This is a genomic window from Kitasatospora sp. NPDC001132 (assembly GCF_053598415.1).
On sequence record NZ_JBSFKF010000020.1, the window covers coordinates 81,128 to 101,727 of the forward strand.

The window sequence follows — 20,600 nt, forward strand, 5'->3', positions numbered from 1 at the left end:
CGTTCCGACCGATGCCCGGCCCCTGGGGCGGTGGGAACACCACCTGACCGGGTGATCCCACTCCGGGGCCGGAGCGGACAACCCGACCGATGGTAGCCCTGGCACGGTGGCCGGGCAGGATCGGAAACTCGGGCCAACTGGCGTCGGAACAGCCGAATCTGATGAATCATCAGCTGATAACTGAGCCTTCTTGTCATCGATGTGACGCTACGTCAGTCGAATTGACTGATCGTCAGGTCGATTTTTCGACCGTGATCCACACCACAGCGAATGCTGCTCCCTTCGGGTGGCGACAGCGGCGGGTCGGGCTCTTCCGGGCCGGAAATCCCGGGTTCGGTCCCGGCCCGCCACCGTGCCCGACGGTCAGCGGAACCGGTGCAGGTTCTCGCCGAGGAAGGCCTCCAGGGTGCGCGGAGCGTGTCCGGCGAGGCGGAGGAAGGTGTCGTCCGGCGTCTCCTTGCGGACCACCGCGAGCTGCTGGATCTCCACCACGTGGGTGGCCAGCCAGTCCGGCATCCCGGCCCGGCCGACCAGGTGGGTGTGCAGCTCGGACGGGCTCAGGTCGAGGTAGCGGACCGGCCGCCCGAGCAGCTCGCCCAGCAGCGCGGCGAGCTCGGGGTGGCTGTAGGCCCGTCCGCCGGTGAGCGGATAGGTGCCGCCCGCCAGCTCGGGGCGGGTGAGCACCTCGGCGGCGGCCTCCCCGATGTCCCGGACGTCCACGTAGTTGCACCGCGCCTGCCCCATCGCGCCGTGCACCACCCCGGCGGCGGCGATGCCGGGCGCCAGGAGCAGCAGCTTCTGCATGAACGCGTACGGCCGCAGGACGGTGGTGGTGATGCCGGAGGACCGCAGTCGCTCCTCGATCAGGTGGTGGCCGCGGGAGACGGCGACGGGGGAGCCCGGCTCGGCGGCGGGTGCGGAGACCTTGACGACGTGCTCCACGCCGCAGTCGACCGCCGCCTCGATCGCGTTCAGCTCGTACCGGACCTGCTGCGGGCCGTTGGCCATGGTGAGGAAGAGGTGGTGCGCTCCGCGGAAGGCCGTGCGCAGGGAGGCGGGGTCGGCGGCATCGGCCGGGAGGACGGCGGTCCGGGCGAGCGTGCGCTCGTCGAGGGTGGCGGCCAGTCGGGCGGGGTCGCGGCTGAGGGCGCGGCTCGGCGCGCCGAGGGCGGCGAGGCTGCGCAGGGTGGCGCCGCCGGTGGCGCCGGCGGCGCCCATGATGACGATCATGACGTCTGCCTTTCGGGTCGGGGCGTGGCGGGGAGTCGGTGCTGCGCGGTGCGGGTCGGGCGGCTGCTGCGCCAGCGCCAGGTGGTGATGGTGGCGGCGATCGCCGAGGAGACGGGCAGGTCGATCGGCAGTCGCTTCGGCCACGGGCTGTCGGCGAGCGCCGGGAGCTGCGGCAGCCAGCGGGCGGCGGCGAGGCCGACCGCCAGGCCGAGCGCGGCGGCGGCCAGGCCGAGGGCGGCGGCCGCGAGCACGCGCGGGGTCCGGGCGGGCCGGGTGCGGGCGGGGCGGCGGCGCAGCGTGGCGCCGAGGGCGGCGGCCACCAGTGCGGAGGTGCCGCCGATGGTGGTGAGCGCGGCGGCCACCAGCTGCGGTTGGCCGGTGACGGCTCCGCCGGCCCCCGCGGTGACGGCGGGCATGGCGTAGGCGACCAGGACCTCGCGCCACAGGACGAAGGGCGGGGGAGCGCCGGGGGCTTTCTTGCTCATGGGTCTTCCTTTCGTGTGTGGGCAGCTGTGGCCGGCTGCGGTCAGCCGTGCTCGACGGGCCATGGTTAGGCAGCTAAGTGTTTGCCAGTGCTTAGGTGCCTAACCATTTGGCTGAAGAGAGGCGGGCCGCCGGATTGCGGCCCGCCCCGGGGTGGGTCAGTCCTCGGTGAGTGCGTCCATGCCCGCGACCACCCGGGCCAGCAGGTCCAGGAACGTGCCGCGCTCCTCGATGGTCAGGCCTCCCACCAGTGCCTGCATCCGGGCGAAGTGCTCGGGTGCCAGCTCCCGCAGGCGGTCGGCGCCGCGCGCGGTGAGGATCACCACGTTGCCGCGGCCGTCCTCGGTGGACGGCCGCCGGGCCACCAGGCCCTCCCGCTCCAGGCCGTCGACCAGGCCGGTCACGGTCGCCCGGGAGACGCCCAGGCTCGCCGCGAGCTGGGAGGGGGACTTCTCGCCGCCGTGGTCCTCCAGGTCCGCCAGCAGTCGGTAGCGTCCGGTGGAGAGGCCGAAGCGGCCGAAGTGCACCTCGCCGGCCTGGCCGAGTCGGGCGCCCGCCGCCATCAGCCGGGTCGCGACCAGGATCGCCTGCGGATCGGCCGTGAGGCCGTAGCGGGCGATCTGGCGGCGCGCCTGGTCGAGGCTGGGGGCGGTCGGGCCGCTCTCGGGGTGCTGGGTCACGAGAAGTAGTATGGTGCCTAACCTGATTGCCGGTCAAGTGTGACCTTGGGCTCGTGCCTAGGCGGCACGGGGAGCGATCCGAGGCGGCGTCCAGTCGGCGTGCCGCAGGACGGTCCGGACCATCGCGCCGGGCGGGGTGAGCCGGATCGCGGCGTTGCGCAGGCCGACCGCCAGGGGGTGGGCGAGCTGCTGGCCCATCCGGCCGGCCCGGCGGGCGTCGCGGGCCACGGTCTGGCTGCGCGGGCGGCGGACCGCGTCGTACCGGGCGAGCGCGCCCTCGACCGTCCGGGTCTCGGTGAGCGCCGCCGCCAGGGTCACCGCGTCCTCCAGGGCCTGACAGGCGCCCTGGCCGAGGTGGGGCGTCATGGCGTGCGCGGCGTCGCCGAGCAGGGCGATCCGGCCCGAGACGTAGGACGGCAGCGGGGTGGCCAACTCGTTGACGTCGTGGTGCAGGACCGCCTCCGGCCGGGTCGCGGCCAGCAGTGCGGGGATCGGCTCGTGCCAGCGTGCGAACCGGCGGCGGACCTCGGTCAGCGGGTCCGGGTAGCGGACCCCGGCCGGGGCGTTCAGGACCGCGTGCCACTCGGCGGTACCGTCCGGGAAGGCGATGTGGCCGAACTCCGCGCCGTGGCCCCAGGTCAGCTCGAAGTCCGCCTTCAGGCCGTCGACCGGGCGCTCGGTGATCGCGCGCAGCACCGTCGAGCCGCTGTAGGCCGGCCCGGGGTGGTCGGGGAAGAGGTGGCGGCGGAGGCGGCTGTTGATGCCGTCGGCCGCCACCAGGAGGTCGGCCTCCAGATGGCCCGCCTCCGGGTGGCCCGGCTGTGGGCGGCCCGCCTCCGGGGTGGTGCCGCCGAGGTCGACCCGGACCCGGAACGGCTGGGTGGTGTCCACCCCGGTCACCTCGGCGCCGACGACGAGGGACTCGGCGGGCAGCGCCTCGCGCAGGACGCGGTGCAGGGCCGCGCGGGGGATCCCGACGATCGGGGCGCCCAGCTCGCGTTCCAGCGCCGCGCCGTCCATGGCGGCGAGCCTGCGGCCGTCCGGGGTGCGGGTGCCGCCGGTGTACTGGCGGCGGGCGGCCGCCTCGACCGCTTCGCCGACTCCGAGGGCGGCGAGCGCGCGCATCCCGTTGGCGGCCAGGGAGATGCCGGCCCCCGCGTCGTCCAGGACGGCCGCCCGCTCGACCACGGTCACGTCCCACCCCGCCAGCCGGAGCCCGATCGCGGCCGCCAGCCCGCCGATCCCGCCCCCGACCACCACCGCGCTGTTGTTGCTCATGCCCGGTCCCTCCTGTGTCGCCTCACTGCTTTCTACAGCTGTAGAAAGAGCGTACTACGAGGCCGTCGGCGGGCGAGCGGGGGTGTGCCGGGCTGGGCACGACGGTCGGGGGCCGTGGGCCGGTCCGGCCCGAGGGGGTGCGCGACGGGCGTGACGGGCCCGGTAGAAAGGGGGGATGTGGCGAAACGAGGACCAGAAGCGGGACGATGCGGGGCGGCCGGACCGGCGGACGGTGTTGGCCGACGCCGCGATCGGGGTGCTGGCGGACCTCGGCGTGCGCGGACTCACCCACCGGGCGGTCGACGCGGCGGCCGGGCTGCCGGTCGGAACCACCTCGGCCTACCTGCGGACCAGGCAGGCGCTGCTCACCGCGCTGGTACGGCGGCTGGTGGAGCTGGACCAGGGCGAGCTGCACACCATGGGGGAGCGGGTGCCGGTCCGGTCGGAGGCGGAACTGGCCGAGGGGATCGCCGAGTTGATGCGGCAAAGGTTGTCCGGCGACGGTCGGCGGCGCTCGCTCGCCCGGTACGCCTGCGCGGTGGAGAGCGTGCGCGACCCCGAGCTGCGCGAGATCCTCGTCCCGCGCGAGAACGCCGGGCGCGCCGCCGTCCGCGCCTTCCTCGCCGCTCGGGGCGTGGGTGACCCCGACGGTCGGACCACCACGCTGCTGGCCTGCGTCGACGGCCTGGTCTTCGAGCACCTGGTGGGCGGCGGCGGGCCCGGTGCCGACGCGATCCAGGGGCTGGTGGCGGCCGCCCTGCGGGGAGCGCCCGCGAGCTGAGTGCCGGGCGGTACCGGTGCGGCTCGACCGCGAACTCCCGGACGGCCACACAAAAGTGGTGCTCCCGGGGGGCGGGGCGCGCGGGGAATCGTCCGGGGTGGCCCGGCCTGCCTTCGCCGAACCCGGACGGTCGACGGCCGATCGGCGACTCGGGATGACCGGGCATCAAGTCAATCAACCGTCAAGTTGGTTCATTCACAGAATGTTTCGTGATGTGGTGCCTCTCGGTTAGATGAATTACGCCGCCCGCAGGTCTTCCCACGGAGATCTCCGGCTGACAGGCTGGGGCCGCCCTTTTCAGTACCGAGGAGGTTCCTTGTCCCGCATATCCACGTTGGCCGGAGCGGTCACCTGCGCCCTCGCACTTGTCACCGGCACCGCCGTCGCCGCGTCGGCCGCGCCCTTCGACCAGGCCCCCGGCCTGGCCGAGGCGAAGGTCGACCCCGTCGCCTGGACGCCGTGCAACCCCGACCCGAGCAAGCCGGACCCCGGCATCTACGACTGCGCCGTCTACCCCGTGCCGCTGGACTACGACAACCCCTCGGGTGAGAAGGTCGGCATCGCCATGATGCGGCGGCGGGCGAGCGACCCGTCGAAGCGGATCGGTTCGCTGTTCCTCAACCCCGGTGGCCCGGGCGGCAGTGGCTACCTGTGGGCGACGACCACCCGCTTCGGCGCAGAGGTGCAGTCCAAGTTCGACCTGGTCGGCTTCGACCCGCGCGGCGTGGCTCGGAGCAACCCGCTCAAGTGCTTCAAGACCCAGGAGGACGCCGACGCGGTCACCAACCGCATGATCGGCGTGCCCGTCACCAAGGCCGAGATCGACGAGACGCTGGACGCGGACCAGGACTACAGCGACGCGTGCAGCAAGAACGCCGGCCCGCTGATCGAGCACATGTCGACCATCAACGTCGTGCGCGACCTCGACCGGATGCGCCGCGCCGTCGGTGACTCCCAGCTCACCTTCGCCGGGTTCTCCTACGGCACCCTGATCGGGTCGACGTACGCCAACATGTACCCGAACAAGGTCCGCGCGATCATCGTCGACGGCAACGTCGACCCGAACCTGCGCCTGCACAACGGCATGGAGTACGACCGCCAGCGGGCGAACGGCTTCGAGATCGCCCTGGACGAGTTCCTCAAGCGCTGCCAGGCCGCCGGCGCCCCGCGCTGCGCCTTCGGCGACGGCGACACCAGGGCCAAGTTCGACCAGCTCCGGGACCACCTGCGGACCAGCCCGATCACGCTGCCGGGCGGCGCCAAGGTGACGCTGAGCAGCTTCACCGGCGAGGTGGCCAGCGCCCTGTACTCGCAGGCCAAGCTGGCCCCGCTGGCCAAGTCGCTCCAGGCGACCTACCAGCAGTTCCAGAAGCCGGCCGCGGCCGCGCTGCTGGCCCCGCAGGCGAACGTCTCGGACGAGGACGCCAAGCTGCTCTCGGTGGAGGTCCCGCGGACGGCGCTGCGGGAGGCCCCGGTGGACTCCGAGTACACCGCGGACGACTCCTACCTGGCCGTCAACTGCCAGGACAAGCCGTACCCCTCCAACGACCGGGTGTTCGCGACCGCGGCCAAGGCGTGGGAGAAGGACATGCCGACCTTCGGCCGCTACCAGGCCTTCGACGCGCCGGCGTGCGCGAGCTGGCCGGCCCCGGCCCGGGACGCCGAGCGCTTCTCCGGCCCGTGGAACAAGAAGACCTCCAACACCGTGATGGTGATCGGCAACCTCTACGACCCGGCCACCCAGTACAAGTTCGCCCAGCGGATGCAGCAGGAGCTGGGCAACGCCGTGCTGGTCAGTGTCGACTCGATCGAGCACTGTGCCGTGGGCCGCAGCAAGGCGCTGAACCAGCTCGTCACCCGCTACCTGGTGGACGGCACCGCGCCGGCCGCCGGCCAGCTGCTGAAGCCGGACGCGGAGATCTTCCCGGCGGCCTGACGGAACGGCCCCCGGTGACCGTGGGGGCGGCTTGACGGTCGTGGTGGTCGGCGGTGCTGCCGGCCACCACGACCCTGCTTTTCCGGCGATTTCCCGGAGGGTGCGGAAGGTCCGCGGAATGCGGTGGTGGATCGTCATCGAACCTCCGGCGGAGCGGATTTCCCGTGAGTCGTCGATGACCGTAGCCCATGCCACTGACAATCGGGTTCCGCTGCGGTGTCGAAGGCCAGACCGCCGATTGACCAGTAGGAATGACGCTCGGTCGCACCGAATTGCCATCGATCCGACCGGGCGTGGGGTCGCACCCCGCATCCCCACGCCCGTGCCCGTGGGCCCCGTGACCCGCCGGGGCCGAACTGCCCGCTCCGCTAGGCGGCCTGCTCCGCCCCCTCCTCGACGACCCGTCCGTCCCGGACCTCGATCACCCGGTCGGCGAGCCCCATCAGCGTCGGGTCGTGGGTGGCGACCAGCACGGTGACGCCCTCGCTGCGCACCACCGCGCGCAGCAGCTCCATGATCGCGCGGCCGGTCTCCGAGTCCAGCTGCCCGGTCGGCTCGTCGGCGATGATCAGGCTGGGCTCGTTGGCCAGCGCGCGGGCGATGGCCACGCGCTGCTGCTGGCCGCCGGAGAGTTCGCCGGGGCGCTGGTTGGCGTGGTCGGCCAGGCCGACCAGGGCGAGCAGGGTGTGCGCGCGCTCCTCGCGCTCGGCGGCGGGGGTCTTGCGCAGCCGCATGGGCACGCCGACGTTCTCGGCGGCGGTGAGCATCGGTATCAGCCCGAAGGACTGGAAGACGAAGCCGATCCGCTCCCGCCGCAGGGCGAGCCGGCCGTCCTCGTCCAGCCCGGCGAGGTCGATGCCGTCCAGCGCGATGCTGCCTCCGGTCGGTGTGTCCAGGCCGCCGACCAGGTTGAGCAGGGTGGTCTTGCCGGAGCCCGACCGGCCCTTGAGCGCGGTGAGTTCGCCGCGGCCGACGGTGAACGAGACGCCCCGCAGGGCGTGCACGGCCCGCTCGCCGCTGCCGAAGCTCCGGCGGAGGTCGGTCACGGCCACCATCGGCTGGGTGGCGGTGTCGGCGGTGGCGGCCTGGTGGTGCGTCATGCGGCGTCCCCCTGTGGGAGTGGCGGCCCGGTCGCGTCCGGGTCCCGTCCGGTTCTACGGATATGACTGTTCCGGCGTTCACGTTCCGGGCGGCACATCCGGGAAGCCGGTGTTCCGGGCCGAAGGAGCGCGCCGAGGCCGAATTTGTGAAGTGTGCATGGCATTCAACCGGGGGCATCCCCGGCCGGGATGTTACCAATGAACGGAATTTGCTCACCTCAAACTTGATTCGCGCAAGTCCCTTCCGTTCCTGGATCGAATCTGACAGCATCGTCCGCTATCCGGCGACCCATTGCCGGTGGTCAATGCGCCGGTGTGCTCGCGAAGTGTCCATCTGTGGCCGATTTGTACTCGGACCGGATCGATGGGCGGAGCCCGGAGGTGCAACCGGGGATGTGAATCCGGGGGAGGAACTTGATGCTCGGCTTCGTCGTGCGCCGACTGCGCGGGCGACTGCCGTTGGCTGCCGCCGTCCTGCTGGCGGTGCTGATCACCACGTCCGTGCTGACCGCCTTGGTGGCCTTCAACAGCAGTGTCGGTGAGGCAGGCCTGCGGCAGGCGCTCCAGGGGCCCGGTCACGCCCGGACGACGGTGGCGGTCACCGGTGAGCACGGCCTGGACCAGCGGGCGAAGGACGAGGCGGCGCTCGCCGCCTACCGGCAGAAGCTCTTCGGTGACCTGCCCGTGCACACCGACAGCGTGACGCGCAGCCGCTCCTACAGCCTGCCGGCGAACGGCACCCCGGCGAACGGCACCCCGGCGAACAGCACGGTGGCGAGCGGCGCCGCACCGAGCGGCACCGCCTCCGGCGCCCCCGGCGCCCAGCTCGACCTCACGGTCCTCGCCGACCTCGACCGCGGTCGGGTCCAACTGCTGGCCGGCACCTGGCCGGGCGCCGCGACCGGCCCGGTCCGGTCCACCGCGCCGGAGGTCGCCGTCCCACTGAGCCTGCTGCACCGGTTCGGCCTGGCCGAGCAGGCCCTGCCCGCCGAGGTCCGGCTCGTCGACCGGGCCGACAGCACGCCGCTGACCGTCCGGGTCACCGGCGTCTACCGGGCCACCGACCCGACCGCCCCGTACTGGCGGATCGACCCGGTCGGCGGCCACGAGATCGAGGTCGGCGGCTTCACCACCTACGGCCCGATGATGGTCGACCAGAGCGCCTTCACCACGGCCGGCCTGGTCCAGAGCGGCCGCAGCTGGTCGCTGGACGCCGACTTCTCCGGCATCGACCGGGCCGCCGCGCAGGCCCTCGGGGACCGCGCCCAGAGCCTCGGCGGGGAGCTGCGGACCGCCGCCTCCCTCGGCGCGAAGACCGAACTTCCCGACATCATGCACGAGTTGTCCGACAGCATGGTGGTCGCCCGGTCCACCCTGCTGATCGGCGCCCTCCAACTGGCGGTGCTCGCCGCGGCGGCCCTGCTGCTGGTCGTCCACCTGATCTCCGCGCGGCAGGAGTCCGAGAACGAGGTGCTCGCCGCGCGCGGCGCCTCGGCCCTCCGGCTCGGCTCCTTCACCGCCCTGGAGTCGCTGCTGCTGGCCCTGCCCGCGGCCGCGTTCGCGCCGCTGCTCACCCCGGCCCTGGTCCGCGCGCTGGGCGGCCTCGGCAGCTCCCACCAGGTCGCCCTGGACACCGGCATCAGCTGGTCGCTCTGGCCGGTGGCCGCGGCCTGCGCGTTCGCCTGCATCCTGCTGGCCACCGTGCCCAGCGTGGTGCGTGGCGTCGGTGCCGCCCTGCGCCGCCGGGCCGGCCGCCGGCAGGCCCTGGTCTCCGGCGTCGCCCGCAACGGCGGCGACCTCGCCGTGCTGGCCCTGGCCGTGCTCGCCTACCAGCAGCTCGACCAGTACGGTGGCGGGCTGTCCGCCGACTCCAGCGGCCGGCTCGACGTGGACCTGCTGCTGGTCGCCACCCCGACGCTCGCCCTGTGCGCCGGCACCCTCGTGGTGCTGCGGCTGCTCCCGTTCGTCGCCCGGTTCGGCGCCCGCGCGGCGGCCCGGGGCAAGGGCCTCGGCCCCGCCATGGTCGGCTGGCAGCTGGCCCGCCGGCCCGGCCGCGCCACCGGTCCCGTCCTGCTGCTCGTGATGGCCGTGGCCACCGGCGTGCTGGCGCTCGGTCAGCACGCCACCTGGACGGCCTCCCAGCGTGACCAGGCCGTCTTCGCCACGTCGGGCGGACTGCGCATCTCCGGCTCGCACAACGCCCAGATGGGCCAGGGCGGCCGCTACGGCAGCCTGCCCGGCGGCGACCGGCTGGTCCCGGTGGTGCGCGACGAGCAGCCGATGCAGGGCGGCGCCGGCGAGCTGCTGGCCGTGGACTCCGCGGCCTTCGCCTCACGCGTCCCGCTCCGCTCCGACCTGCTCGACGGCCACAGCGGCGCGGAGGTCTTCGGCACGCTCGCCACTCCCGCCCCCGCCTCCGCCATCCCGCTGCCCGGCCACCCGCTGCGGATCGACGCCGACATCGCGGTGAACCAGCAGGATCTGGGGTCCTCCTGGTCCGGCAGCCCGGTCCACCCAGAGGTCCGGCTGCTGCTGCGCGACCGTTTCGGCCTGGTCCACAAGGTCCCGTTCGGCGAGCTCCCGCTGAACGGCCGGGTCCGCGCCTCGATCCCGCTCGGCGCGCTGGTCGACGCCCCGGTGGGCTCGGTCGCCGCCCCGCTGACCGTGGTCGGCGCGACCGTCGGCTTCGGCGACCGCAGCACGGGCGAGGTCACCGTACGGAACCTGGCCGTCTCGGAGACGGCCGACGGCCCGTCGACCGCCGTCCCGGTGCCGGCCGGTACCGGGTGGACCCTCAAGCCCCCGGCGCCCCGCCCCGGTGTCAACAGCTCCCCGAAGGCCGAGCTCGCCTCCGAAGCGGCCACCGCAGACAGCCTGTTCACGGTGCGCTACCAGTCCGGCCGCGGCATCGGCGACTCCGTGCGCGCCGTGCTGAGCCCGGCCGGCGCCGCCCTGCCCACCGCCCTCAACGGCGTCGCCACCCGCGACTACCTGAAGGCCCTCGGGGCCTCGGTCGGCGACACCCTCCAGGTCCCGTTCAGCGGGGTCGTCGTCCCGGTCAAGGTGACCGGCGCCGTCGAGGCCGTGCCGGTGGCCGGCCGTCGGGCGCTGGTGCTGGACCTCGACTCGGTCGCCCGGATGCTGTCCGCCCAGGACCGCAACCTGCCGACCCGCACCGAGTGGTGGCTGCCCGCCGCCGGGCCGGGCGACCGCGCCCCGGCCGAGGCCGCCGCCGCCCTGCGCGGCGCCCCCGGCAGTCAGGACCTCGCGCTCTACGACGAGGTCTCCGAGGGCCTCCTCGGCGACCCGGTCGGCGCCGCGCCGCAGAGCGCGCTGATGGCCATCGCGATCGCCACCGCCGTGCTCGCCGCGATCGGCTTCGCCGCCGCCGTGGCCGGCTCCGCCCACGAGCGCTCCCGCGACTCCGCGCTGCTGCTCGCCCTGGGTGCCCCGCGCAAGCAGGTCGCCCGCACCGCCGCCATCGAGAACGCGGTGCTGGTCGGCCTCGGCGGCATCGTCGGACTCGCCCTGGGCGCCCTGCTCGTCCGGCTGATCGTGCCCTTCGTGGTGCTGACCCCGGCCGCCCGCCGCCCGGTGCCCGAGGCCGTGGTCGAGCTGCCGTACGGTCAGGCGCTGCTGTTCGCGGCCGCGATCGCCGTCGTCCCGCTGCTGTCGGCCTTCCTGATCGGGCGCCGGCGTCGAGACGTGGCCGCCCGGCTGCGCCACGTGGAGGAGATGTGACCACCAAGGCCGGCACCACCGCGCCCACCCCCGCGCCGGCGCCCGCACCCGCGCGCGCTCCCCGGCCCGCGCCCTGGGTCCGCACCCGGCTGCGCGCGATGCCGCTGGCCGCGCTGCTGACCGCGGCCCTCGCCTTCGTCACCGTCTTCCTGGCGGCCGCGTTCCCGCGCCTCGCGGACCGGGGCGCGGACACCGCGCTCCAGCAGTTCACGCGCAGCCTGGGCGCCAACGTGACCAACCTGGAGGTCACCTCGGGGACGGCCCCCGGCGACACCGCCACCGAGCTGGAGACCCTGCAGCAGAAGCTCGACGCCCAGATCGGACGGCGGTTGCCGCTGAGCCCGGTCGGCCGGGTCTTCGGCACCCGGGTGAAGAACGAGCGCTCGATCTTCAACCCCGGGTACACCCGCTTCTCCCCGAACGCCAACCCGGTGCTCGGCCTGTTCTACCTGCACGGCCTCGCCGACCGGGTGACCCTGACCGCGGGCACCTGGCCGGGCCCTGCCCCGGCCGACGGCCCGCTGCCGATCGTGCTGAGCCAGCAGGCCGCCGAGGCCATCGGCATCAAGATCGGCGACGTCATCGAGAGCGGCACCGACGGGCCCGTCCCGCTGCGCAGCACCGTGACCGGCCTCTACCGGGTCAACGACCCCCAGGACCCGTTCTGGGAGGGGCTCGGCTGCCCGGCCAGGGCCTGCCTGGGCCTCAAGGGCGACGAAGCGTGGTACTGGACCAGCGGCTTCGTCGACGGCGGCAGCCTGACCGCGCTGAGCCGCTGGGGTTCGGTCGGCCAGAACTTCTGGCGGCTGCCCGTCGACGCCGGCTCGCTGCGCGCCGACCAGCTCGACCGGACCCGTCAGGCCATCGGCTCGTACACGGCCGGCCCCGGCATGACCAGCCTGATCGACACCACCCTCCGGGCCGACCTGCACGCCACCTCGCTGATGCCGGACGTCCTGTCCCGGGCCACCGACCGCTACCAGGCCGCGGCCCCGCTGGGCGCCATCGGCCCGGCCGGCGTCGCCGGCGTCGCGGTCGTGGTGCTCTGTCTGGCCGCGGCGCTCAGCACCGACCGGCGCACCGCCGAGATCCGGCTGCTCCAGGCCCGCGGCGGCTCGCGCAGCGGAGTGCTGCTGCGGCTGCTCGGCGAGGGCACGGTGACGGTCCTGCCCGCCGCCGTGCTCGGGACGGCCCTCGCGCTGGTGCTGCTGCCGACCCCGCGGTGGGTCGAACCGGTGCTCGTGGCGCTCGCCGTGACCCTGCTCGCGATCCTGGCCTTCCCGGCCCGGGCCGCGCTGCTCTGGCGCCGCCCGCGGGCCGCCGGCGGTCGGCGCCGGATGGTCGGCGAGCTCGCCGTGCTCGCCGTCACCGCCGCGGCCGTGGCCGAGGTCCGCCGGCGCGGTGTCGGTCACCCGGGCGGCGGGGTGGACCCGCTGCTGGTGGCCGCCCCGCTGCTGCTCGCCGTCTCCGGCGGCCTGCTGCTGGCCCGGATCGAGCCGGTCGTGGTCGGCTGGCTGGCCGCACTCGCCGCCCGCGGCCGCGGACTGGTCGGATTCCTCGGCCTGGTCCGGGCCGCCCGCGACGACTCGGGCCGGCGCCGGCCCTCCGTACTGCCCCTGCTCGCCCTGCTGATCGCCGTCACCGCCACCGGGTTCGGCGCCACCGTGCTCGACACGGTGGACCACTCCCGGACGCGTGCCGGGCGGATCGCCACCGGCGGCGACGTGTCCGTCGGCGTCCCGGTCTACGCCAACCTGCCGGAGGCCTTCACCAAGGAGGCCGGCGAACTGCCCGGCCTCCGGGCCGCCACCGGCGCCTGGATCGAGGAGCGGGCCACCTTCATCGGCGGCGACCGGGACACCACCGACGCCATCCTGGTGGTGGTCGAGCCCGGCGCCTACGCGGAGATCTCCCGCACCGTCGGGGTCGGCGGGTACGACCCGGCCAAGCTGGCCGCCGCCCCGGGCGGCAAGGACGCCCCGGTACCCGCGCTGTTCAGCCAGGACCTGGCCAAACGCCTGACGGGGGGCGCGCCCCAGGTGCGCACGCCCAGCGGCAGCCAGATGACCACCACCGTCGCCGGGATCGTCACCGCCACCCCCGCCCTGCCGGACCCCGGCAAACCCTTCGTCGTGGTGCCGGCCGGCCCCGCCACCGAGCACCTGCCGGAGCTCAAGCGGGCGACCAGGGTGAACAAGTGGTTCGCCGTCGGCGACGTCGACCCGGACCGGGTGCGCGCCCTGCTGCGGGAGCGCGGCATCGGCAGCAGCACCCAGGTGTCGGGCATCGCCAAGCTGGTCAACGACGAGGCCACGGCGGCGGGAAGGACCAGCTCCGGCCTGCCGCCCGGCTACGTGGTGCACAGCAGCCGGGAGAAGACCGCCGAGCTGGCCGACGACCCGGTGCAGCTCGCCGCCGGACGGCTGTTCTGGTACGCGGGCCTCGCCGCCGCCGGGTTCGCCCTGCTGGCCGTGCTGCTGACGCTGCTGCGGGCCGCGCCGGACCGTACGGCGGTGCTCGCCCGGCTGCGCACCATGGGTCTGCGACCCCGGCAGGGCCTGGCGCTGATCATCGCCGAGGCGCTGCCGCAGACCCTGGCGGCGGCCGTCGGCGGCGGCCTGACCGCCGTCGCGGCGGTCGCCCTGCTCGGGGGCGCGTTCGACCTCTCGGCGCTGGTCGGCGCCCCGGTCGGCGAGACCCTGGCCCCGGCGCTGCTGCCGGTGCTGCTGCCCACCGCCGGCCTGACCCTGGTGGTCTGCCTCGGGGTGGTGCTGGAGACGCTGGTCGCCGGCCGGCGCCAGATCGCCTCCGAACTGCGGGCGGGGGAGCGGCAGTGAGGCCGGGAACGGCGGCGCGATCGGGAGCGGCGGTGAGGCCGCGAGCGGCGGTGAGGTCGGGAGCGGCGGTGAGGTCGGGAGCGGCGGTGAGGTCGGGAGCGGCGGTGGCCGGCGGCGCGGCGGGAAGGCCGCGACCGGTGGCCGGGAGCGGTGCACGGGCCGTGACGGCGGCGCCGACCGTCCGGGCAGTGGAGAACGGTGCGATGAAGCGGACAGTCGAGACAGGAGACGAGCGGTGATGAGCACTCCCCAGGAGCGGACGGTCGCCGAGACCCCCAGCCTCCAGGAGCTCCAGCAGCGGGCCCTGGCCGCCGCCGCGCCCAAGGCGCACGGCGAGGGCGCGGCCATCGTCTGCGACCGGCTGGTGCGGATCTTCAGCGCGGAGGGGGTCGAGGTCCAGGCGCTCCAAGGCCTGGAACTGACCATCCGGCAGGGCGACCTGGTCGCCCTGGTCGGCGCTTCGGGCAGCGGCAAGTCCACCCTGCTGACCATCCTCGCCGGCTTGGACGTGCCGACCGCCGGCACCGCCACGGTGGCCGGCTGCGACCTGCTGGAGATGTCCGTCAAGGAGCGGCTGCGCTACCGGCGCGAGGTGGTCGGCTTCATCTGGCAGCAGACCGCCCGCAACCTGCTGCCCTTCCTCACCGCCGCCGAGAACATCGCCCTGCCGATGCAGCTGCGCGGCCGCCGCTCGGGCGCCGGCGGGGCCAGGCAGCAGGCGGCCCGGGTCGCGGAGCTGCTGGAGGCGCTGGAGATCGGGGACCTCGCCCACCGCAGGCCCAACGAACTCTCCGGCGGCCAGCAGCAGCGGGTCGCGATCGCGGTGGCCATGGCCAACAACCCGCCGGTGCTGCTCGCCGACGAGCCCACCGGCGAGCTGGACTCGGAGACCGCGGGGGTGATCTTCGAGTCCTTCCGCACCGTCAACCGGGAACTCGGCGCCACCGTCGTGATCGTCACCCACGACCCGATGGTCGCGGGCGAGGTCCGCCGCACGGTCGCGATCCGGGACGGACGGACCGCCAGCGAGGTGCTGCGCCGGACGGTCACGGACGAGCACGGCGAGGAGTCGGTGAACGAGCGCGAGTACGTGATGCTGGACCGCGGCGGCCGGGTGCAGCTGCCGGTCAAGTTCCTGGAGTCGCTCGGCATGGAGCACCGGGTGGCCGTGGACCTCGCGGCCGACCACATCGAGGTCCGGCCGGACGATCTCGCCGGGCACTGAGCCGTACGGCCCAGTGCCCGGGGACGGGTGTCCGGGAGGCGGAGGCCGCCGCCTCCCCGGGGGGTCAGCCGTCGCCGCCCATCCGTTGGAAGAGGCCGCTGCCCTCGGCGTCCGCACGGAGGTCGGGCGGTGCCTCCTGCGCGGCGCGCTCGCCGCGGGAGGTGGCGGTGCAGAGCGCGAAGACGATCAGGGCACTGGCCGCCACGGCGAGGATGCCCAGTGCGGTCAGGACGCGGAGCCAGGTCAAGGAGTGCCTCCCGGGGGATGGTGCGGCCCACACCGACGTGCGCGACGCCGCCGGGGAGGTATCGGCAGGTCGGGGCGCACGGTCGAGTGCCCACGGACGGTTCTTCCCGCCGGGTGGCGCACGAGAGGCCGCACACGTGGGCGCTCGACGCACTCGTAGGGCGCGTCACGCCATGTCGCGCGCCCCAGTGGTGGCGGCCGCCCGTCCCGTCCCGCCGTCCACCCGGGCCCGCAGGGCGTCGAGGTCCGGTTTCCCGAGGCCGTTCAGCGGGATCGCGGGCAGCAGCAGGAGCGTGTCCGGGGCGCTCCGGCCGAAGCCGTGCGCCTGCCCCCACCGGCGCAGCTGCTCGGCCGTCAGCCGCGAGCCGGGCGCCAGCGCGACGGCGGCGTGCACCCGCTCCAGGCGGTCCGGGTCGGTGGTCGTGAACATCACCGCCTCCCGGACCTCGGGGTGGGTGCGCAGCGACTCCTCGATCTCGCGGGGGAAGACGTGGCGCCCCTCGACGATCGCCATCGGGTCGCGCCGCCCGGCCACCGTCAGATAGCCGGCCGCGTCCAGGCTGCCCAGGTCGCCGGTGTGCAGCCAGCCGTCCCTGAGCACCCGCTCGGTCAGCTCCGGGTCGCGCCAGTAGCCGGCCATCGCGGTCGGCGTCCGCACGCAGATCTCCCCGGTGCGGTCCGGCGGCAGCTCGACGCCGTCCTCGTCCAGGATGCGCAGCCCGGTGTCCGGGTACGGGCGGCCGGCGGTGGTCAGCAGACGCGGTGCCAGGTGCTCGTCCGGGCTCAGCCGGGTGACCGGCCCGCACTCCGTCAGGCTGTAGGTCTGGTGCAGCACCCGGCCCAGCCGCCGGGTCCCCTCGGCCAGGCGCCGTGGCGCGGGCGCGCAGCCGGTGTAGCCGACCCGGCGCAGGCTCCCCGTGTCCGTCGTGGGCAGCAGCGGATCGTCCAGCAGCCGGTACAGCAGGTGCGGGGGCAGGAACAACCGGGACACCCGGTGCCGCTCCACCGCGGCCAGTACGGCCCCGGCGTCGAACCCGTCCTGCATCACCACGGTGCCGCCCGAGGCCAGGGCCAGGTCCGCGGTGGTGCCGCCGCCGTGGCAGAGCGGGGTGCACAGCAGGAACACCGAGCCGGCCAGCAGCCGCGGGCGCGGCGGGCGCGCGAAGCGGCGCAGCACCCCCTTCGGGCGCCCGGTGGTGCCGCCGGTGAACTTCACCGCCATCACGTCCTCGGGTCGGTAGCGGGGTTCCAGCGGGGCGGGGGAGCAGGCCGCGGCGAGGTCCAGCAGGTCCGTGCCGAGCCCGAGCGGCGAGGGCCCCAGGGCGAGTAGGACGGCCGAGGGCACGGCCCGCGCGATCCCGTCGGCCGCCGCCGCGCACCGGACCGGGTCGAAGACCAGTGCGGAGGTTCCGACGAACTGCGCCTGCGCCACCTGCTCCGCGACCGGCCACTCCGGGAACGGCAGCGCGACCCGGCAGCCCAGCAGGTTCGCGGCCAGTCGCACCAGCAGCGCCTCCGGCCGGTTCCCGGCCAGGACCGTCACGCCGTCCCCGCGCCCGAGCCCGGCCCGCTCCAGGGCCCGGGCGACGCGGTGCACCAGGTCCAGGCAGCGCTGCGCGCTCCACGCCTCGTCCCCGTAGCGGATCGCCACCCGGGCGGGATCGCCCGCGAGCCCGTCCAGCACCAGCGCGGTGTACGTCGGAGCCGCCTCGGCCATGGCCCCTCCTCCTGTATGACGGGGCGTCAGCCTAGTGGATGGCCGGTCCCACGGATGCACTGCGGCGACCGGGGCCCCACCGGCACCGACAGGCGCGCGCGGGCGGGGGTGAGCGGTGTCGGCGGCTGTTGTTAGGGTTCCCGGTCGGACGTGAACGGGGGCTCGGGCTGGTGGGCGGCGAGGTGGAAGCGGATGCGGTCGTGGCGCCGCGCGGCGTGGTCGATCTGCGGGGCGAGGACGGGGCGGGGTTCGTCACCGTCTACCCGGCCGACGCCGTCGTGGTGGTGTCCGGGCTGCCCGGGGCCGGGAAGAGCACGCTGCTGCGGCGCTGGTCCGGGGTGGCCGTCCGGGCCGTGGACCCACGGACGGTGCACGAGGCCTGCGAGGCCGTGATGCCGGCCGCCCTGCCGTACGCGGTGTACCGGCCCTGGGCCCGGCTGGAGCACTTCCGGCTGCTGCGCTCCTCGGTGCGCGGCGGTGGTCCGCTGCTGGTGCACGACTGCGGCAGCCGTGCCTGGATGCGGCGCTGGCTCGCCCGGGAGGCGAGCCGACGGGGCCGCGAACTGCACCTGGTGCTGCTGGACGTCGGTGCCGCCACCGCGCTGGACGGCCAGCGGGCCCGCGGCCGGCACGCCTCCACCCGGGTCTTCGCCCGCCACCGTCGGGGCCTGGAACGGCTGCTGGCCGACTTCACCCGGCACGTGCGCTCCGGCGGCCCGATGCCGACGCCCGAGGCCTCGTCCGTGCTGCTGCTGGACGCCGTCTCCCGCTCCCGCGCCGAGGCGGTGCGCTTCGGGCCCGCCGGCTGACCACCGGCCACGGGCGGGGCCGCCCCGGGCGAGAACCGGCCTACCCGGGGTCCATGATCGCCGGTTGGCCCCGCGGCGGTGCCCGGCACTGCCAGACTGGGGCCGGCAGTGTTCGACACCGAGAGAGGCCACACCCCGCATGTCCAGCGCCGTCGTCGAGAATCCGTGGTTCCGCAGGTTCAACCCGTCCGACTCCGCGCCCGCCCGGATCGTGATCTTCCCGCACGCGGGCGGCTCGGCCAGCTACTACCTGGAGTACGCCAACGCGCTGGCGCCGCACGCCGACGTGCTCGCGGTCCAGTACCCGGGCCGGCAGAACCGCATCTCCGAGCCGACGATCCGCTCGGTGGCCGGTCTCGCCGAGGAACTCGCCCGGGAGCTGCGGGAGTGGGCGGACCGGCCGCTCGCCTTCTTCGGGCACAGCATGGGCGCGGCCGTGGCCTTCGAGACCGCCCGCTGCTTCGAGCGTGACGGTGTGAAGGGCCCCGACCGGCTGTTCGTCTCGGCCTGCCGCGCGCCCCTGCTGGCCCGGACGAGCAGGATCCACCAGCTCCCGGACGACGAACTGCTCGCCGAGATCTCCGCGCTCGGCGGCACGGACGAGCGGGTCCTCGCCGTCCCCGCCCTGCGGGAGTTGATCCTGCCGAGCCTGCGGGCCGACTACACGGCGATCGAGACCTACCACAGCTCCCCGGATGCGACCGTGTCGCTGCCGATCACCGCCCTGGCCGGGGAGTCCGACCCGAACGCCGATGTCCACCAGGTCGGCGAGTGGGAGCGGCACACCACCGGCGCCTTCGACCTGCGGGTCTTCCCCGGCGGGCACTTCTACCTGGCCGACCGGACCGCGGACGTGGTGGAGGTGCTCACCGCGCACCTGCGCGGCTGAGCCGGTCCGCTCGGGCACACCCGGGGCGCTCGGGCGACGGCGACGGCGGCGGGGGCCGGCAGCGGCCGGCGGTGCGGATCGGACACCGTGCCGACTCCCGTACCGGCTCCCGCGCCGGACACCGCGCCGGACACCGCTCCGACTTTCGAACCGGTGTGCCCGTACCGGTGACCGGAGCGTGCCCGCTCGACTACTGTGCCTGCTTGACAGGCCATCAGTGGATCACCGGGAGGAAACCGTGCGCCGGATCGCCGTTGTCGGAGCGGGCCAGGCAGGCCTCCAGCTCGCGCTCGGGCTGGTGGCGGACGGGTACCGGGTGACGCTGGTCGCCGAGCGCACCCCGGAGCAGCTGCGCGGCGGCCGGGTGCTGTCCACCCAGGCGATGTTCGGCCCGGCGCTGCGGATCGAGGCGGCGGCCGGGCTGGACCTCTGGGCCGAGCAGGCGCCGGCCGTCTCCTCGGTGCAGGCGGTGCTGGCGGCGCCCCCCGGCGTGCGGGCGCTGGAGTACACCATGACGCTGGACGAACCCGCCCAGTCGGTGGACCAGCGGCTCAAGCTGGCCGCCTGGCTGGAACTGCTGGCCGAGCGCGGCGGCGAGGTCGAGTACCGCACGCTGGACCGCGCCGGACTGCAGGAACTGGCCCTACGGCACGAGTTGACCGTGGTCGCGGCCGGGCGCGGCGCCCTGTCCGGGATCTTCGAGCGCGACGCCGTCCGCTCGCCCTTCGACCGGCCGCAGCGGGCACTGTCCTGCCTGTACGCCCACGGCGTCGGCTCGCCGGACCCGGCCGCCGGGCCGAGGGCCCGGATGAACGCCCTGCCCGGCCTCGGCGAGCTGTACCTGCAGCCGGCGCTCACCCTCTCCGGCCCCTGCGACATCCTGCTCTGGGAGGCGCTGCCCGGCAGCCCGCTGGACGCGTTCGGCGACGCCCCGCCGCCGGACGTCCAACTGGCCCGGATCCGCGAGCTGTTGGGCGAGTACCTGCCCTGGGAGGCGGAACTCTGGACGGAAGCCGAGCCGACCGACGCGGGGGCCGGACTGTTCGGCGCGGTCACTCCGGTGGTCCGCCGCCCGGTCGCCGAACTCGGCTCGGGCGTGGACGCCGTCCACGTGCTGGGCCTCGGCGACGCGGTGGTGGTGACCGACCCCATCACCGGACAGGGCGCCAACAACGCCGCCCGCGCGGCCGAGGCCTACCGCCAGGCCGTCGTCGAGCACGGCGACGCCCCGTACACGGCCGACTGGATGTGCCGCACCGCCGAACGGTTCTGGCAGCAACAAGCCCGCCACAGCGTGGAGTTCACAGCGGCGATGCTGACCGTTCCGGCCCACCTCCAGGACGTGTTCGCGGCCGCCGCCGAACACCCTGAAGTCGGCCGCCGGCTCGCCAACACCTACGCCGAACCCAGCGACCACGCCGCCTGGCTGGCCACCCCCGACCTGACGGCCGCCTACCTCGCCATGCTCGGCTAGCACTGCGGATTCCCCAGGACTGCGTCTGCGGGCTCCCACCGGCTGCGGCCGAGAGCCCCGTCCTGGCCTGGAGCCGTGATGACCATCCCAGGCGAGATCCTCCTGTGGCTCGCTGACAGCGGATACGCCAGCGCCGCCTCCTTCGAGGAGCTCACCCACCTGCCGCTGCTGGTC

At 74.7% G+C, this 20,600-nt stretch carries 15 protein-coding genes; 8 read left to right on the forward strand and 7 right to left on the reverse strand.

Annotated elements, in window-relative coordinates; genetic code table 11:
• Positions 1 to 363: 363 nt before the first annotated feature.
• The 4 genes from ACWDBE_RS24795 to ACWDBE_RS24810 all read right to left on the reverse strand — a co-directional run bounded on the left by ACWDBE_RS24795 (position 364) and on the right by ACWDBE_RS24810 (position 3,671).
• Positions 364 to 1,230 (reverse strand): NmrA family NAD(P)-binding protein, encoded by an 867-nt coding sequence (locus ACWDBE_RS24795; RefSeq protein ID WP_449809075.1) that lies wholly within the window; start codon positions 1,228 to 1,230, stop codon positions 364 to 366.
• Positions 1,227 to 1,715, reverse strand: coding sequence for a hypothetical protein (locus tag ACWDBE_RS24800; protein WP_449809076.1), 489 nt, complete (start codon positions 1,713 to 1,715; stop codon positions 1,227 to 1,229). Before ACWDBE_RS24800 ends, ACWDBE_RS24795 begins: the two co-directional genes overlap by 4 nt.
• A 156-nt stretch (positions 1,716 to 1,871) precedes the next feature.
• The gene (locus ACWDBE_RS24805; RefSeq protein WP_449809077.1) at positions 1,872 to 2,393 is read right to left on the reverse strand and encodes a MarR family winged helix-turn-helix transcriptional regulator; all 522 of its coding nucleotides are present in this window, start codon (positions 2,391 to 2,393) and stop codon (positions 1,872 to 1,874) included.
• Positions 2,394 to 2,450: 57 nt separating this feature from the next.
• Positions 2,451 to 3,671 carry an FAD-dependent monooxygenase gene (locus tag ACWDBE_RS24810; protein WP_449809078.1) on the reverse strand — a complete coding sequence of 407 codons (1,221 nt, stop codon included), beginning with the start codon at positions 3,669 to 3,671 and terminating at the stop codon, positions 2,451 to 2,453.
• Positions 3,672 to 3,846: 175 nt separating this feature from the next.
• Between ACWDBE_RS24810 and ACWDBE_RS24815 the strand changes: the two genes are divergently transcribed.
• Both ACWDBE_RS24815 and ACWDBE_RS24820 read left to right on the forward strand, forming a co-directional pair.
• Positions 3,847 to 4,452 carry a TetR/AcrR family transcriptional regulator gene (locus ACWDBE_RS24815; protein ID WP_449809079.1) on the forward strand — a complete coding sequence of 202 codons (606 nt, stop codon included), beginning with the start codon at positions 3,847 to 3,849 and terminating at the stop codon, positions 4,450 to 4,452.
• Between the two features lie 316 nt (positions 4,453 to 4,768).
• Positions 4,769 to 6,388, forward strand: a complete 1,620-nt coding sequence (locus ACWDBE_RS24820; protein WP_449809080.1) for an alpha/beta hydrolase — start codon at positions 4,769 to 4,771, stop codon at positions 6,386 to 6,388.
• A gap of 368 nt (positions 6,389 to 6,756) precedes the next feature.
• On the opposite strand, the gene ACWDBE_RS24825 is transcribed toward ACWDBE_RS24820, so the two are convergent.
• Positions 6,757 to 7,488, reverse strand: coding sequence for an ABC transporter ATP-binding protein (locus ACWDBE_RS24825; protein WP_449790172.1), 732 nt, complete (start codon positions 7,486 to 7,488; stop codon positions 6,757 to 6,759).
• Positions 7,489 to 7,905: 417 nt separating this feature from the next.
• Between ACWDBE_RS24825 and ACWDBE_RS24830 the strand changes: the two genes are divergently transcribed.
• From ACWDBE_RS24830 to ACWDBE_RS24840, 3 genes are all read left to right on the forward strand, one after another.
• Positions 7,906 to 11,229, forward strand: a complete 3,324-nt coding sequence (locus ACWDBE_RS24830; protein WP_449790173.1) for an FtsX-like permease family protein — start codon at positions 7,906 to 7,908, stop codon at positions 11,227 to 11,229.
• Positions 11,226 to 14,066 carry a hypothetical protein gene (locus tag ACWDBE_RS24835; protein ID WP_449809081.1) on the forward strand — a complete coding sequence of 947 codons (2,841 nt, stop codon included), beginning with the start codon at positions 11,226 to 11,228 and terminating at the stop codon, positions 14,064 to 14,066. Before ACWDBE_RS24830 ends, ACWDBE_RS24835 begins: the two co-directional genes overlap by 4 nt.
• A 238-nt stretch (positions 14,067 to 14,304) precedes the next feature.
• Positions 14,305 to 15,291 carry an ABC transporter ATP-binding protein gene (locus tag ACWDBE_RS24840; protein WP_449790175.1) on the forward strand — a complete coding sequence of 329 codons (987 nt, stop codon included), beginning with the start codon at positions 14,305 to 14,307 and terminating at the stop codon, positions 15,289 to 15,291.
• A gap of 64 nt (positions 15,292 to 15,355) precedes the next feature.
• On the opposite strand, the gene ACWDBE_RS24845 is transcribed toward ACWDBE_RS24840, so the two are convergent.
• Together ACWDBE_RS24845 and ACWDBE_RS24850 are read right to left on the reverse strand one after the other, a co-directional pair.
• On the reverse strand, positions 15,356 to 15,538 hold the full coding sequence (locus ACWDBE_RS24845; RefSeq protein WP_449790176.1) for a hypothetical protein: 183 nt from the start codon (positions 15,536 to 15,538) through the stop codon (positions 15,356 to 15,358).
• Positions 15,539 to 15,703: 165 nt separating this feature from the next.
• Positions 15,704 to 17,254, reverse strand: a complete 1,551-nt coding sequence (locus tag ACWDBE_RS24850) for an AMP-binding protein (protein WP_449809082.1) — start codon at positions 17,252 to 17,254, stop codon at positions 15,704 to 15,706.
• 182 nt (positions 17,255 to 17,436) lie between these two features.
• Here ACWDBE_RS24850 and ACWDBE_RS24855 point away from each other — a divergent pair, with 182 nt between their 5' ends.
• The 3 genes from ACWDBE_RS24855 (at position 17,437) to ACWDBE_RS24865 (ending at position 20,426) form a co-directional block, all read left to right on the forward strand.
• Complete coding sequence (locus ACWDBE_RS24855) at positions 17,437 to 18,063, forward strand: AAA family ATPase (RefSeq protein ID WP_449809083.1); 627 nt, start codon at positions 17,437 to 17,439, stop codon at positions 18,061 to 18,063.
• Positions 18,064 to 18,202: 139 nt separating this feature from the next.
• Positions 18,203 to 18,952, forward strand: coding sequence for a thioesterase II family protein (locus tag ACWDBE_RS24860; RefSeq protein WP_449790179.1), 750 nt, complete (start codon positions 18,203 to 18,205; stop codon positions 18,950 to 18,952).
• Between the two features lie 238 nt (positions 18,953 to 19,190).
• On the forward strand, positions 19,191 to 20,426 hold the full coding sequence (locus ACWDBE_RS24865) for a styrene monooxygenase/indole monooxygenase family protein (protein WP_449809084.1): 1,236 nt from the start codon (positions 19,191 to 19,193) through the stop codon (positions 20,424 to 20,426).
• Positions 20,427 to 20,600: the final 174 nt, after the last annotated feature.

Coding starts and splice junctions, on each gene's coding strand:
- ACWDBE_RS24825 (WP_449790172.1), bottom strand. CDS start 7,488: ATGACGCACCACCAGGCCGCCACCGCCGACACCGCCACCCAGCCGATG.
- ACWDBE_RS24815 (WP_449809079.1), top strand. CDS start 3,847: ATGTGGCGAAACGAGGACCAGAAGCGGGACGATGCGGGGCGGCCGGAC.
- ACWDBE_RS24800 (WP_449809076.1), bottom strand. CDS start 1,715: ATGAGCAAGAAAGCCCCCGGCGCTCCCCCGCCCTTCGTCCTGTGGCGC.
- ACWDBE_RS24850 (WP_449809082.1), bottom strand. CDS start 17,254: ATGGCCGAGGCGGCTCCGACGTACACCGCGCTGGTGCTGGACGGGCTC.
- ACWDBE_RS24860 (WP_449790179.1), top strand. CDS start 18,203: ATGTCCAGCGCCGTCGTCGAGAATCCGTGGTTCCGCAGGTTCAACCCG.
- ACWDBE_RS24830 (WP_449790173.1), top strand. CDS start 7,906: ATGCTCGGCTTCGTCGTGCGCCGACTGCGCGGGCGACTGCCGTTGGCT.
- ACWDBE_RS24810 (WP_449809078.1), bottom strand. CDS start 3,671: ATGAGCAACAACAGCGCGGTGGTGGTCGGGGGCGGGATCGGCGGGCTG.
- ACWDBE_RS24795 (WP_449809075.1), bottom strand. CDS start 1,230: ATGATCGTCATCATGGGCGCCGCCGGCGCCACCGGCGGCGCCACCCTG.
- ACWDBE_RS24840 (WP_449790175.1), top strand. CDS start 14,305: ATGAGCACTCCCCAGGAGCGGACGGTCGCCGAGACCCCCAGCCTCCAG.